13 protein-coding genes are annotated in these 13,582 nt (G+C 47.7%); 2 read left to right on the top strand and 11 right to left on the bottom strand.

Going from position 1 to position 13,582, the window contains the following annotated elements; genetic code table 11:
• Positions 1–15: 15 nt before the first annotated feature.
• Together K6V26_RS14275 and K6V26_RS14270 are read left to right on the top strand one after the other, a co-directional pair.
• On the top strand, positions 16–1,650 hold the full coding sequence (locus K6V26_RS14275; RefSeq protein WP_129698572.1) for an Ig-like domain-containing protein: 1,635 nt from the start codon (positions 16–18) through the stop codon (positions 1,648–1,650).
• 20 nt (positions 1,651–1,670) lie between these two features.
• Positions 1,671–2,144 carry a toxin-antitoxin system YwqK family antitoxin gene (locus K6V26_RS14270; RefSeq protein ID WP_007658826.1) on the top strand — a complete coding sequence of 158 codons (474 nt, stop codon included), beginning with the start codon at positions 1,671–1,673 and terminating at the stop codon, positions 2,142–2,144.
• Between the two features lie 72 nt (positions 2,145–2,216).
• Here the strand turns inward: K6V26_RS14270 and K6V26_RS14265 are convergent, their stop codons facing one another.
• From K6V26_RS14265 to K6V26_RS14215, 11 genes are all read right to left on the bottom strand, one after another.
• The gene (locus tag K6V26_RS14265) at positions 2,217–2,651 is read right to left on the bottom strand and encodes an RNA-binding S4 domain-containing protein (protein ID WP_007658825.1); all 435 of its coding nucleotides are present in this window, start codon (positions 2,649–2,651) and stop codon (positions 2,217–2,219) included.
• Positions 2,652–2,653: 2 nt separating this feature from the next.
• Positions 2,654–3,217 (bottom strand): aminoacyl-tRNA hydrolase, encoded by a 564-nt coding sequence (pth, locus tag K6V26_RS14260; protein WP_224265657.1) that lies wholly within the window; start codon positions 3,215–3,217, stop codon positions 2,654–2,656.
• A gap of 120 nt (positions 3,218–3,337) precedes the next feature.
• The gene (locus tag K6V26_RS14255; protein ID WP_007658823.1) at positions 3,338–3,928 is read right to left on the bottom strand and encodes a 50S ribosomal protein L25/general stress protein Ctc; all 591 of its coding nucleotides are present in this window, start codon (positions 3,926–3,928) and stop codon (positions 3,338–3,340) included.
• 97 nt (positions 3,929–4,025) lie between these two features.
• Positions 4,026–4,910: an SDR family oxidoreductase gene (locus K6V26_RS14250; RefSeq protein ID WP_224265656.1), complete on the bottom strand. Its 885-nt coding sequence runs from the start codon at positions 4,908–4,910 to the stop codon at positions 4,026–4,028.
• Positions 4,910–6,136, bottom strand: coding sequence for an NADH:flavin oxidoreductase (locus K6V26_RS14245; protein ID WP_224265655.1), 1,227 nt, complete (start codon positions 6,134–6,136; stop codon positions 4,910–4,912). The genes K6V26_RS14250 and K6V26_RS14245 overlap by 1 nt, the downstream gene beginning before the upstream one ends.
• A gap of 64 nt (positions 6,137–6,200) precedes the next feature.
• Complete coding sequence (locus K6V26_RS14240; RefSeq protein ID WP_122327372.1) at positions 6,201–6,926, bottom strand: DUF1295 domain-containing protein; 726 nt, start codon at positions 6,924–6,926, stop codon at positions 6,201–6,203.
• Between the two features lie 50 nt (positions 6,927–6,976).
• Positions 6,977–7,534 (bottom strand): STM3941 family protein, encoded by a 558-nt coding sequence (locus K6V26_RS14235; RefSeq protein ID WP_010802476.1) that lies wholly within the window; start codon positions 7,532–7,534, stop codon positions 6,977–6,979.
• A 6-nt stretch (positions 7,535–7,540) separates the two neighbouring features.
• Positions 7,541–7,834, bottom strand: a complete 294-nt coding sequence (locus K6V26_RS14230; protein WP_007658818.1) for a PG0541 family transporter-associated protein — start codon at positions 7,832–7,834, stop codon at positions 7,541–7,543.
• 125 nt (positions 7,835–7,959) lie between these two features.
• Positions 7,960–11,085 (bottom strand): efflux RND transporter permease subunit, encoded by a 3,126-nt coding sequence (locus K6V26_RS14225; RefSeq protein ID WP_195438583.1) that lies wholly within the window; start codon positions 11,083–11,085, stop codon positions 7,960–7,962.
• A gap of 13 nt (positions 11,086–11,098) precedes the next feature.
• Positions 11,099–12,121 carry an efflux RND transporter periplasmic adaptor subunit gene (locus K6V26_RS14220; protein WP_010802478.1) on the bottom strand — a complete coding sequence of 341 codons (1,023 nt, stop codon included), beginning with the start codon at positions 12,119–12,121 and terminating at the stop codon, positions 11,099–11,101.
• 39 nt (positions 12,122–12,160) lie between these two features.
• Positions 12,161–13,570 (bottom strand): TolC family protein, encoded by a 1,410-nt coding sequence (locus K6V26_RS14215; RefSeq protein ID WP_044214748.1) that lies wholly within the window; start codon positions 13,568–13,570, stop codon positions 12,161–12,163.
• Between the last annotated feature and the right edge of the window lie 12 nt (positions 13,571–13,582).

The following is a 13,582-nucleotide window of genomic DNA, read 5'->3' as shown; positions in this document are numbered from 1 at the left end:
CAAAATGTTTTTATTATGAACAGATTTCTATTAAAAGGTTTGGCCTCTGTGTTTGCACTGGCCGTGATGTTTGGAACTGTATCTTGTAGTGATGATGACGAAAAAGAGGGTACTATAGCCGTTTCTGCAATTGCTGTAAATCCTACGACAGCCGCAGTTAAACCGGGTGCGACAGTCACATTGTCTGCCACTGTCACTCCGGAGGATGCGACAGATAAAACAATTACATGGAGCTCTTCCGATGAAAAGGTGGCTACCGTGGATGGCGGTAAGGTAACCGGTGTAGCTGAAGGTACTGCGACTATTACTGCAACGACGAAGAGTGGAGATAAGACGGCAACTTGCACCGTAACCGTATCTGAAGATGCTCCGGCTGTGATAGAAGATACGCTGGAAGGTAATATTACTGCCGATCGTACCATTTCTGCTGCCAACAAGAACTTCCTGAAAGGTTTCGTTTATGTCAAGAGCGGTGCAACGTTGACTATCGAGGCTGGTTCCGTTATCAAAGGTATTTCCGTTGCTTCGGGTGAGAGAGCGGCTTCCCTGATTATCGAGCCAGGTGCCAAGATCATCGCTGAAGGTACGGTAGACAAACCGATCGTCTTTACTTCCGACAAGGAACCGGGCAAACGTGTAACCGGTGACTGGGGCGGTTTGATTATCTGTGGTAATGCCCGCGTAAACCGGACCAACCAGCCGACTATTGAAGGAGGTCCCGGCACACACTATGGCAATACGACTTCTGATGAATTTAACGGCGAAAGTTCCGGTAAGTTGAAATATGTACGTATCGAATTTGCCGGTTATCCATTGGAGCCGGATAAGGAAATCAACGGTTTGACATTCGGTGGCGTAGGTAGCGGTACGGAAGTGGAATTTGTTCAGGTATCTTATTCGAATGACGACTCTTACGAATGGTTCGGTGGTACGGTGAATGCGAAACACCTGATTGCTTATAAAGGTTGGGATGATGATTTCGATACTGACTACGGCTATACGGGTAAACTACAGTTCCTGTTGAGCGTACGTGACAAGGATATTGCCGATACGTCCGACTCCAACGGTTTTGAGTCTGATAATGACGGTGACGGTTCTACCAATACACCGTTTACCAAGCCGGTATTCTCCAATGTAACCCTGATCGGCCCGTTCTATGGTAAGGTTTCTGATAGGACACAGGCAGAAGTGGAAGCCAAGACTGCCGATGCAGCCAACGGAGCCAAGGGCGGAAAATACCAGGCTGCCATGCACCTGCGTCGTAATTCAAGCTTGAATGTATATAACTCAGTCTTTACGGGATGGCCTTATGGTCTGCGTGCAACAGACAAGAAAGGGCAGGCTAACGATGGTATCGCTATCGAAAATGTGATCTTCGCCGGTATGTGGAAGAACTTCTACGAAGACGAAAAGGTGAGCGAGAACTTCTTCAACCGTGCCGGCAATAATACGGTTCTGGAAAATACCCGGCAGATCATTGCGAAAGACGGCGACTATTCTTCTGTCGTAGCGGATGCTGTGAAAGGTGCTGACTTTTCTAAATTGGCCGATAGCTTCTTCGAAAAGGTAACTTACAAAGGTGCTTTCGACGGAACAAACGACTGGACGGAAGGTTGGACAAACTGGGATCCGCAGAATACTGTGTATTGATTCTACAATAGCGACAATAAATGAATAGGAAATTATTATTGGCATCTGCATTAATCGCCGGAAGTTCTCTGGCTATACAGGCGCAGGACCTGGTTCTCAGCGAGGGACAGTATTATACGGATGAAACACAGACAACCCCGTATACCGGCCGTTATACCGAATTCTACGATGACGGCATGTTGAAGATGGAGCTTTACCTCAAAGACGGACGCCCCGAAGGTACCTATGTGATCTATTATCCGGACGGGAAAATTGCCGAGGTCCGCTCTTATTATCATGGCATCTTTCATGGTGAGTGGCGTACTTACAACGAAGCCGGACAACTGATCGGCCTGGCCACTTATAAAGATGGCGAGAAAGACGGTCCCTGGCGCATCTGGAACGACAAAGGCATCATGCGCTTTGAAATGTTCTATACCCGTGGCAAGAAAAGCGGTATTTGGCGGACATGGAATGATGAAGGTGTTTTGTTGACGGAAGAGAAGCACAGTTAGGAATAATTGAGCTATCCCGTCCCCGTGTCAAGCACGGGGACGGGATAGCTCAATTTTGATAATAACAGAACATCATTCATCATCACCTTCCGATCCGAAATCGAAATCGAAGTCAAACCCATCTCCGGCCATGCCCGGATCGGTGAACTGTTCCAGTTCGCGGCGATCTTTTTTGGTGGGACGGCCCAGACCGCGTGCACGGTCTACGAAACCGGAGATACGGCTCATTTCAAGGATTTCGTATTGATCCGGAGTCGTTACATTTTCCATATAATCGGGAACCAGTTTGGCTCCCATGCGGCGTTCCGTTAATGCCAGCACCTTAAAGGAAAAGGTGATAGGCGGTTTACGGACCTGTATAACATCACCGACCTTTATCATGCGCGATGCTTTTACATTTACGCCTCCGATCATCACCCGGTTCTTCTTGCAGGCTTCGACTGCGATGGTCCGGGATTTGAAGATGCGGACTGCCCACATCCATTTATCTATTCGTACTTCGTTCATACTTATTTGTTATTAAACTGGTTCATGGTGATCTGTACACCTGCCAGACAAAAACTCTTGATAATCTCTACCGCGCGTTTCAGCTTTTCGGGCATCAACTCCAACTCTTCGGAAGGAAATTTACCCAATACATAGTCGATCTGTCCGCCACGGGGAAAGTCGCTTCCTATGCCGAACCGCAAACGGCAATATTCCTGTGTGCCCAGGAGTTGCTGTATATTCTTCAGGCCGTTATGCCCTGCATCGCTGCCTTTGGGTTTCAGACGCAAGGTGCCGAAGGGGAGAGCGAGGTCATCTACTACGACTAACAGATTTTCCACGGGAATGTTTTCTTTCTGTAGCCAATAACGGACAGCGTTTCCGCTCAGATTCATAAAAGTGTTCGGTTTGAGCAGGATCAATTCACAGTTCTTTACCCGCATCCGTGCAACCGCCCCGTAACGTTCTTCCGTGAACGGTACTCCGGCATCTTCGGCCAATGCGTTTACGACGCGAAAACCGATATTGTGACGTGTTCCCCAATATTCAGGGCCTATATTACCAAGTCCGGTTATCAGATATTTCATTGTCATTCTATTTTTACAGGGATACGTTCGGACGTATCCGTAAATTGTATAATATAAGAAAGGGAAGAACATTCTCCTGAACATTCCTCCCTCACGTTATTTGGTATTCTCTTTATCAGATTACTTACCAGCAGTAGCCTGAGCACCACGAGCGGCACGAGTCAACTGAACGGCGCAAACAACAGCGTTCTTTGCATTCATCAGTTCCAGACCTTCGAAGTGTAAAGCACCCACCTGCATAGATTTACCTAAGCCCAGGTGATCAACGTTGATAGTCAGTTTTTCAGGGATCTGAGTGTAGATAGCTTTCACTTTCAGCTTTCTCATACGCAATGTCAGCTTACCACCGGCTTTAACACCTTCGGCGTGACCTGTCAGTACAACAGGAACTTCTATTGTTACCGGTTTGCTGTCTGATACTTCCATGAAGTCCATGTGCATGATAGCGTCGGTTACCGGCTGGAACTGGATATCTTTAACGATAGCCATTGTCTTTTTGCCGTCGATGTTCAGTTCTACAGCGAAAATTTCCGGAGTATAAACCAGCTTGCGTACACCTTCAACATTTACTGTGAAGTGAGTTACTTTTTCACCACCGTATAATACAGCAGGGATTTCCTGATTTTTACGCATAGCTTTCAAAGCTCTTTTCTGATCGGCTGAAGTAGCTGCTACTTCTCTGCCTTTTCCTTCTAATTGAAATGTCTTCATTTTCTTAATTTTTGTGTTACTCAAAATTAGTTTTTATGCTTCCTAATTTCCCATCACACGTACGGGGGTTAAAAGCGGTGCAAAGGTAATTTTTTTATCAATACGTTCCAACTGTCTCCGGGATATTTTTTCTGTTCAGCAGGTTACGGGAGAGAAGCAGGGCTTCCGTATCGTCCCAAAGCCGGCGTTGCAGAGGGTGGTGGAGTATACGTTCCGGGAGCTTTTTCTCTTTGCAGTTGGCGTAGCAGCCTCCGCTTTTACCGTCTACTTCCGGCGATTGCGCCAGGTAGATGGCAGTAGCTGCTCCCTGTGCCGCTGTTTTGATGAACGGGCGGAACAGGATGTCCGTCAGCGGGTCGAACCAGGCATGCATCGTGATCATATTGGTACTGACAATTCCCGGGTCGGCAGCATTGACGGTGATACCTTTCCTTTTTACTCTTTCCGCCAATTCGCGTGTAAAGAGTAAAAGGGCCAGTTTTGTATTTCCATATACCGGTATCCGTGCGAAGCGTCCGTTTTTCCCTTTGCTGAAAAAGTCGGATTCTATCCGTCCGATGGCATATGTGCACGATACGGTATTAACGATACGGCTTCCCCGTTGCATCAGGGGGAGAAGCAGGCGGGTAAGGAGGTAAGGACCTACGTAATTAACACTTACGATCGTTTCCAGGCCGTCCGCTGTCTGGCGGATATTTGTCGTCAGGACTCCAGCATTGTTCATGAGCCGGCTGACGGGGCGACCTTCCGCTAATAGTTTATCGGCAAATAAGCGTACCGAAGCCAGTGAGGATAAGTCTATCTGTCGTATTTCGATCCGCTCGTTCCCGCTTTCTTTTTTGATCTTATTGCAGACAGTACGGGCTTTATCCGGCTCTTTACAGGCCATGATGATCTGAAAGCCCTCTTTTGCGAGTGCCAGCGTTATTTCCCGCCCCATTCCGCCGTCTGCACCGGTGATAATGGCTATTCCTTTTTCCATTATTTATATTCCAGTTCTTCTATTTCTTTGATAATACTTTTCGGTAGATTCTGCATATGTTTGTGGCAGGCCATTTCAAGCGAATACATACGGGCGATGCAGTAGTTGCTGTGTCCGCAGTCGCAGCGTGCCTGTTCGTTCTCTTTCATATGGTTGACAAAAGCCGGATCGTTCAGCAGGGCGCGTGCCATACTGACAAATTCGAAACCGTGACCGAGTACTTCGTCGATCTTTTCGCGGGAGATGAGGCCACCCACATAGACAAGGGGCATTTTCAGGGCGGCACGGAATTTCAGCGCGTCTTCGAGGAAATAAGCCTCTTTGAACGGTTCGGTCGGTATCATCATACGGCCGGCCATCCTGACTCCTATAGGCAACCATCCGAAAGGCATATAATGGGTCATCGTGCGGATAGGCATAGCTCCGCGCATCACGTACATGGGAGCACGGCTGACAAATCCGCCACTGAGGATGAGTGCATGTACTCCGCATTCGTCTTGCAGTGTGCGGGCGACTTCCTGTGTTTCATCCAGTTCCATACCGCCTTTAAAACCGTCGCGCATATTCATTTTAACCAGGACTGCCATATCCGAACCGGCTGCTTTCATAACTTCTTCCATGCACATTTTCATGAAACGCATACGGTTTTCGAGGCTTCCGCCATATTCGTCTTTCCGGTGGTTGGTGTAAGGGGAAAGGAACTGACTGATCAGGTAACCGTGTCCGGCATGTACTTCTACGGCATCCATTCCGGCTTCGCGTGCCAGGTGGACAGCCTGTCCGAAGGCTTTCGACATGGCCACGATTTCGGATTGTTTCATCCCCCTGACAAAAGTGGGCGAGTAGAGGTTGAATCCGGTTGAAGCGGATATCGGTGTGCATCCGCAAATGTTTTTATGGGACATATTCCCGCAATGTCCGATCTGTATGGAGGCTGCTGCTCCTTCTTTATGGATGGCATCTGTTATCTTTTTGATGCCGGGAATGATCTCCGGACGAAGCCATAGCTGGCGCTCAAAGGAAAGTCCGCTTTGTGTAACGGCTGCATAAGCAAGGGTTGTCATACCTATACCTCCGACAGCAACGGAGGTATGGTAGTTGTAAAGCATTTCCGACGGGGCGTTGCCGGGGCACATGCTTTCGAATGCTGCCGCCCGTATCGTACGGTTTCTGAGTGTTAGCGGGCCGATGGTGGCCGGAGTAAATAGTACAGATTCTTTGTTCATAATGTTTAGTCTGTTTTCAATGATCTGTTCGTTGTATAGTTATATAATCAGTATGCAAAGATAATCAGTAAATGAATGGGATGATCCGTTTCCGGCTGCCGACTTCTTTCCCGAACATGGCTTTATATTTATGCCAGATCGTATTGGCACGGGGTACGAGGTTGGCGAATGTCCACCAGGCAAACAGGGCGCCGCTGGCACTCCAGGTCAGGATGGCGAAACCACACCATTCCACCAGTTCGCCGAAATAGTTGGCGGAAGTAACGTAGTTGAACATACCTCCTTTGGGCAGGTAGTGGTTGGTATCACCCGGTTTACGGAGATGGCGGACGATGTAATCCGATTGCCAGTTGATCCACATGCCGGCAAAGAACAGGATTGTTCCGGTGATGAACTGCGGTGTAGTCAGCCATTGGATAGAATACATATTTTCGGGGGAGAGGTAGAATATCCACATACCTTGTATATAGCCATTCAGCAGGTTGAATACGATCCCCATCGTCATAATACCGGCGGGCATCTTGCTTTTCCCTTTGATAAGCAGTGGAAATATGAAGGCCCGTTGGAAATAATGCAGTTCGAAGAACAGGAAAAAGAGTAGGGGAACTGTTTCGAATTGCCGTTCCGATCCTGCCCACAGGACGAGCATTACGATGAAGACCGGGGCTTCCATACATACCCAGGCTATTTTGTTGGGGATGGGCACGCCCCATTTTTTGTTGAATAACATGCCGTAGCCGGCTTCTACGAAATAAAGGGTAACAAAAACAATGGCGGCGATGACCGCCATTATGATAAGTAATATTGAAAAATCTTCCTGTGTCATTTCTTCTTGATATACTATGCCTCTTTATGTGAGGCTTTATAGAGGTCGTATCTGTCGAATACGGCCTGTTTTAATTCCTCAAAAGTGCAATCCAGCGCACGGCTGGAAATACAAATAGGTGATCCGTAGTATTGAAGCCGCAGTTCCAGCGAACGCTTCTTACTACGTGTGGGCTCCCTGTCAATATATTCGTTCGGGTTCCTGACCTTCAGTACGATATATTTACGTTTCAGGTTGCTAATATCGTCCATTATTTTGATACTTTCAACATCTTTCCATAAAATTGTTCCGATCCGGTTACCGGTCGAAATGTCGTTAATCCCTTCTTCAGAGATATAGATGGCTTTGAAACTTTCCCGGGTCAGAAAGGAATAACTGATGAAACAGAAGAAAGTGGTGAGCAACGCGAATACTCCGATAGCGATGAAAACAAAACGGCCTTCACCGTATTGGAGTCCGTTGGCTGCGTACAAGGCTCCGGTACCGATCAGGGCAGAGAGGATTGTTGTCAGAAACAGTCCTCTCTTTTTATGCCTGCTCAATTTGAATGTGGTTACAGAAGGTGTTTCCATACCTTATCAAATTGATTTCTCGATATTCCATACGAATGCACGTAATCCCTGGGCTTCTGTCTGTAAATCCATCTTATGCAGCAGGTCGAGGAAAGGGTCTACCTTTTCGTCCGGGACCATTGCCAGTATGGCAGAGTTGAGGGTAGGCCAGGCGTGGCTCCCGTAATGGGGCTCGCCGTTTTTGCTGCCACGTCCCTGCACTTCTTCCCAGTAGGTGAACCCCCGGATATTATTACGGTCCATGATACTGAGGATCATTTCGTAATAGGCCTGATTGAATGATATGAATATAGCTTTCATTGTTCTTTATATTTTAATGTTATATCCGGAAGCGGGTGGTTCCCGGTACTGGGAAGAGATCGTTCCCAATGCTGGGAATACCTTCTTCCTGGTACTGGGAAGTCCCACTTCCCGGTTTGTCTGTTTTATAATTGTTCCAGCTGGTTCAGTTTAGCGATTTTGCGGCGGCGGCGTTTCACCCCGTTCCCGGCAAATGTACAATAGACAACCGGCACGATAACCAGCGTGATCAGGGTCGAAACGGCAAGCCCCCAGGCAACCGTCATACCCATCGAACGCCACATTTCGGAACCTTCACCTGTACCGACCGCCATCGGGATCATACCCAGCACAGTGGTCAGTGTGGTCATCAATACCGGACGGAGACGGGATTTACCGGCTGTAACAGCAGCTGTCAGGATACTCATTCCACGTTCGCGACAAAGGATGGTGTAGTCGATCAGCACGATACCGTTCTTTACCACGATACCCATCAACATGATCACACCGATCAATGCCATTACACCCAGCGGCGTTTGTGTGATAGACAATCCCAGGACAACCCCGGTAAAGGCGAACGGGATAGAGAACATAATCACAAACGGGTCGGTCAGCGACTCGAACTGGGCGGCCATCACGATGAATACGAGTATGATGATCAATACCATCAATATACCCAGATCGGCGAATGTATCCTGCTGGTCTTCGAAAGTACCACCCAACTGCCAGCTTATTTCAGACGGAATATCCATCTTTTTCAGTTCGGCACGGGTTTGTTCTACCAGGTCACTCAATGCGGCACCCTGGGCTACAACGGCCGAAACGGTAATGATACGTTCGCGGTTCTTACGCTCGATAGTCGGCGGGGTCATACGTTCTACAACTTTACCCACGTCGCGGATACGAACGCCTTGTCCGGCACTGTTGTAGATGATGATATTTTCGATGTCTTCTACCGACTGGCGGAATTCCGGGGCATAACGTACCTTTATATCATATTCGTCGCCATCTTCACGATATTTTGAAGCGGTGGAGCCGTTGATACGGTTACGAAGATACGTGGAGGCCGTAGTTACATTCAGGCCGTTCATCGCCAGCTTTTCGCGGTCGAAGTCTACCTGATATTCCGGAATATAATCTTTACGGCTGATGTTCACCTGCGAGCAACCCTTCAAGGTTTCGAGGCGGCGGGCCAGTTCGGCAGCTACGATGTCGGTCTTTTCGAAGTCGAAACCATAGATTTCCACATCGACGGTCGTTTCGCCACCTGCCCCGCCGGAAGAACCACCGGCCAGTACCTTATATTCCTTGATTTCCGAATATTGAGCCAGGTCTTTACGCATCAGGTCGCAAATCTCGATCAATCCGCGTTCGCGGTCTCCCACGCTGCTTAACCCGACATTCATTTCGATGATGTGCGAACCGTTGTCGCTAAGTTGTGCGAAGGTATTGTCGGTATCGGCTTGTCCTTCACTGAAGTTCAATACATCTATTTCCGGATACTTTTCGCGGAACTGTTTATCGACGCGCAAGGCCAGGTCGCGGGTAATTTCCTGACGGGTACCGATCGGCAGTTCGATCGTGATACCGACGCGGCCGTTGTCCTGTGTCGGGAAGAATTCTGTTTTGACGGTCGGAACCAACATCATACTTCCTACGAATATCAACATGGCGCCGAAGATGACTGTTTTACGATGGCGTACGGCCCAACTCAGAAAGCGTGCGTAAGCTACATCGAGCGCATTCAATGCTTTCTCGATCGGAGTGAAGAATAGCACGTACAAACGGCCTTTCTTCGGATCGAGGCGCAGCAACTGCGAACAAAGCATCGGAGTCAGCGTCAAAGCGCCTACTGTCGATACGATCATAATGATACTAACGATCCAACCCAACTGTTTGAACAGGATACCCGCCATACCGGTTACCATCGTCAACGGCAGGAACACGGCCAACATGGTCAGCGTAGAAGCGATTACGGAGATGGCTACCTCATTGGTCGCATGTACGGCGGCCTGCTTTGGCTTGCTACCCCGCTCGATATGGGTCGTTACGTTTTCTAATACAACGATTGCATCATCCACCACCATACCGATGGCGATAGAAAGCGAACTCAGCGAGATAATATTCAGCGTATTTCCTGAAGCCAGCAGATAAGCGAAGGCGGCTATCAGAGAAATCGGGATTGTCAGGATAATGATGAACGTCGCTCTCCAGCGTCCGAGGAAGATGAATACCACGAACATTACGACAATGAAGGTGATCATGATCGTTTCTTTCAAACTGTCGATCGTGTTCAAAATGTTGGTGGATGTATCCACGATCACACCTAATTTTACGTCGGAAGGCAGGCTGGCCTGTATCTCGGGTAACTTATCATGTACCTTTTTGGCGATGTTCACCGAGTTGGCACCCGACTGTTTCTGGATAACGATCATACCGCCGCGGCCGCCGTTGTTGAAGGTTTCCTGTGCACGTTCTTCCACGTAGTCTTTTACGTCCGCTACGTCGCGCAGATAAACGTTCCTGCCGTTGCTGCTTCCTACCACGAGGTCGAGCATCTGGCGGGCATCGGTGAATTCACCCTGTACACGCAGTGTGTAGGTATTCGAACCGATATCGATGCTACCGCCCGGGGTATTCCGGTTTTCCTGTGCGATGATATTGGAGATCCCTTCGATTGTCAGGCCGTAGGCTTCCAACTTGTAAGGATCGCAATACACTTGCACTTCACGGACCGGGGCTCCTGAGATGGATACGGCACCTACGCCGCTGATACGGGCCAGCGGGTTGGATACTTTATCATCCAGAATCTTGTAAAGGGCGTTGGTACTTTCCTCTGCTGTCACGGATAGCAACAGGATAGGAATGTCGTCGGTACCGAACTTGAAGATGATAGGATTTTCCACATCATCGGGAAGGGACGACTCCACGACGTCCAACTTGTCGCGAACGTCGTTGGTTGCCACGTCTATATCGGTCCCGTATTCGAATTCGAGAGTTACGATAGAGATGTTTTCTCTGGATTGCGATGTGATATGTTTCAGGTCACTCACACTATTCAGTACGTTCTCCAACGGTTTGGAGACGTTCATTTCAATATCACTGGCACTGGCACCGGGATAGGCCGTCATGACCATGATCATGTTGGTTTCAATCTCCGGGAACAGGTCGACTGATAATCGGGTTAAGGAAAAAAGACCCATGATCACCACAGCCACGAACACGAGGGCGGTGGTCACCGGTTTTTTTACCGCTGTTGCATATAAGCTCATATACTTTTATTTCTTACTTGTCAATTTCAACTTCCATTCCATTAGTCAAACGGTTCTGACCGGTAATTACCACGTGGTCTCCGTTTTCTACGCCAGATACGATTTCGTATTTGTTACCCATACGACGTCCCAATTCTACCTTTTGGTAGGATACTTTTCCGTTTTTGTACACATAGATGTAGCGGTCGCCTGATCCGGATTGTTTAACAATCGCCTGATCCGGAGCAACAACGTGGTTGAGTGTACCGAAGTTCATGGTTGCACGGGCGAACATTCCCGGGCGGACGCGCTCATCAGTGTTGACAATCTTGATCTCAACAGGGAAGGTGCGGGTTGAAGCGTCGATGGTCGGATAGACCAGGCTTACTTTGCCTTTGAATACTTCGTCACCGTATACATCGAGTTTGATGTCCACTTCGTTTCCTTTTTTTACATCTGTAAAATAGCTTTCAGATACGTTTACAAATAGTTTGACCGGACGGATTTGTTCAACCGTATAGATCGGTTCTCCACCGCTGTACATATCGCCGCTGTCATAATTACGGGCAGTGATGATACCGCTTATCGGGCTTAACAGCTGTGTGTTCTCCTGCAAGTTCTTATAGCTGGCACGGCTTACGTCCAACTGAGTTTTCTGGGCATCCCAGGCCGATTTGGAGGCACCGCCTACTTTATAAAGTTCGTCGATACGGTTGAACTCGATTTCCTGGTTGTCCAGTTGGATCTTTGCCTGTTGCAGGTTTGTTTCGTCCATTTTGACAAGTACCTGACCCTCTTTTACATGATCGCCAACTTCGGCAAACAGCTTCGCAATACGAACCGGCGACTGAGGTGCGATATTATTCTTTATATTGGCCTCTACTGTTGCAGTAAAATCTGCTATCTGGTCTACATCCTGAGAGGATACCTGCTCTATCTTCACTTTTACTTTTTCATCATGGGTATCTGTCGCTGCGTCCTTCTTTTCACCCGAACATGACATCAGCAGGGCTAATGTAATAAGTGGGATAACTTTCAGCATTTCACGTGTTTTCATATTGTAAACTGTTTTTATTTTTGTACTCATACTTGTTTCTTAATACGTTTCTTGACCTAAGACTTTTTCCATATCCGATTTAGCGACCATATAATTATAGATGGACTGGTTAAGATTCAATTTCGCCTGTGTCAGCGCCAGTTCTGCATCATTCATTTCAAGCAATGTACCGCCACCGGTGTCGTAACGTTTCTGGGCAATCTTATAGCCTCTGTTGGCTTGTTCGACTCCCTTTTGGGCGGCATCGAATTGTTTTACACAGGTTTTCATGTTATCCAGATACTGTTTTACAGCCAATTGCAGGTTACGTTTCGTGTCTTCTCGTTGCAGATCCATCTGGTGGATGGACACTTGCGTCTGTTTGATAGTATGATATTTACTACCTCCGGAGAAGATCGGAATTGAAAGCGATACACCTATGATCGAATAGGGAGTCCAGTTATAATTCTTAAATTTGAAATCATTGTTCATGGCATTCCACTGATACATGCCTGTCAGTGATAACGTCGGCAGATAATCGAATTTCTGCATGAGCAATGTTTTCTTCAATTGTTGTGCCTGCAGATCGATCTGTTTCAAATCAGAGTTGGCAGTCAGTGTCGTGTCTGTTGCTATATAATCGGCAAAAAGGACCGATTCGAAATCGGCTAATTGCCCTGTACAATCGATCTCCTGCTCCAGGTCCATTCCCATAAGAGCTTTCAACTGCCACTTGGCCAGTACCAGCGAGTTTTCAGCCTGAAGCATATTCGGTTCGCTGTTCTTGACTGTAACGTCTGCACGGATCAGGTCATATTCGGCCACTGTTCCCTGTTCATACTTCTTCTTAATATCCAGGTAGTTTTCCATGGCATTATCGTAGCTTTCCTTGAAAACCCGGTAAGAATCGTTTGCCAGTAACACGGCATAGAAGCTCTTCTTAACCTGATTTACCATAGATATTTTGGAAGATCGTGCCTGTTCGATAGATAATTCCACATCTAATGCTGAGATGCTGAGGCTTTTCCATAATGTTGCGTTCACAAGCGGCATGGATGCGTTGAAACCGGTAGTCCAGTTGTTATCACGGCCCACTTCGATACCTTTGCTCATATCGATACTTTCCATACCGGCTGATCCTCCGGCTCCTCCTGTTTCTCCTGAACCTTCACCACTGCCCATATCGAAACCGTCCATATACATTACCTGTTTTTTCAATGTCCTGGTGTAGTCAGCTGTAAAACTGACCTGAGGGAACAGAGCAGCATAGGAACCTTTCTGTGCATACTTTTTCTTTTCGATTTCCTTGTCTGCGACTTTCACGGTCGGGTTTTCACTCAGCGCAATCTCCAGTGCTTTTTCCAGGTCGAGCGTCAGGACTTCCTGTGCTTTGACGGTGGAAAAGAATAGAGAAGGTAGCAACATCACAACCATCCACATCCTCTTTTTGCTAATAAATACTCGTTCCATTTAAATAGATTT

Origin of the sequence: Parabacteroides goldsteinii (assembly GCF_020091425.1) — a bacterium.
In the GTDB taxonomy this organism is placed as follows: domain Bacteria; phylum Bacteroidota; class Bacteroidia; order Bacteroidales; family Tannerellaceae; genus Parabacteroides; species Parabacteroides goldsteinii.
Note: the sequence above shows the minus strand (reverse complement) of the source record. Positions and strands in the feature narration are given on the sequence as shown.

Excerpts from the sequence above, each read along its gene's own strand:
- K6V26_RS14250 (WP_224265656.1), bottom strand. The coding sequence starts at position 4,910 with ATGGAAAAAGGAATAGCCATTATCACCGGTGCAGACGGCGGAATGGGG.
- K6V26_RS14245 (WP_224265655.1), bottom strand. The coding sequence starts at position 6,136 with ATGAACAAAGAATCTGTACTATTTACTCCGGCCACCATCGGCCCGCTA.
- K6V26_RS14255 (WP_007658823.1), bottom strand. The coding sequence starts at position 3,928 with ATGAAGACATTTCAATTAGAAGGAAAAGGCAGAGAAGTAGCAGCTACT.
- K6V26_RS14270 (WP_007658826.1), top strand. The coding sequence starts at position 1,671 with ATGAATAGGAAATTATTATTGGCATCTGCATTAATCGCCGGAAGTTCT.
- K6V26_RS14225 (WP_195438583.1), bottom strand. The coding sequence starts at position 11,085 with ATGAGCTTATATGCAACAGCGGTAAAAAAACCGGTGACCACCGCCCTC.
- K6V26_RS14240 (WP_122327372.1), bottom strand. The coding sequence starts at position 6,926 with ATGGCGGTCATCGCCGCCATTGTTTTTGTTACCCTTTATTTCGTAGAA.
- K6V26_RS14230 (WP_007658818.1), bottom strand. The coding sequence starts at position 7,834 with ATGAAAGCTATATTCATATCATTCAATCAGGCCTATTACGAAATGATC.
- pth (WP_224265657.1), bottom strand. The coding sequence starts at position 3,217 with ATGAAATATCTGATAACCGGACTTGGTAATATAGGCCCTGAATATTGG.
- K6V26_RS14235 (WP_010802476.1), bottom strand. The coding sequence starts at position 7,534 with ATGGAAACACCTTCTGTAACCACATTCAAATTGAGCAGGCATAAAAAG.
- K6V26_RS14215 (WP_044214748.1), bottom strand. The coding sequence starts at position 13,570 with ATGGAACGAGTATTTATTAGCAAAAAGAGGATGTGGATGGTTGTGATG.
- K6V26_RS14265 (WP_007658825.1), bottom strand. The coding sequence starts at position 2,651 with ATGAACGAAGTACGAATAGATAAATGGATGTGGGCAGTCCGCATCTTC.
- K6V26_RS14220 (WP_010802478.1), bottom strand. The coding sequence starts at position 12,121 with ATGAAAACACGTGAAATGCTGAAAGTTATCCCACTTATTACATTAGCC.
- K6V26_RS14275 (WP_129698572.1), top strand. The coding sequence starts at position 16 with ATGAACAGATTTCTATTAAAAGGTTTGGCCTCTGTGTTTGCACTGGCC.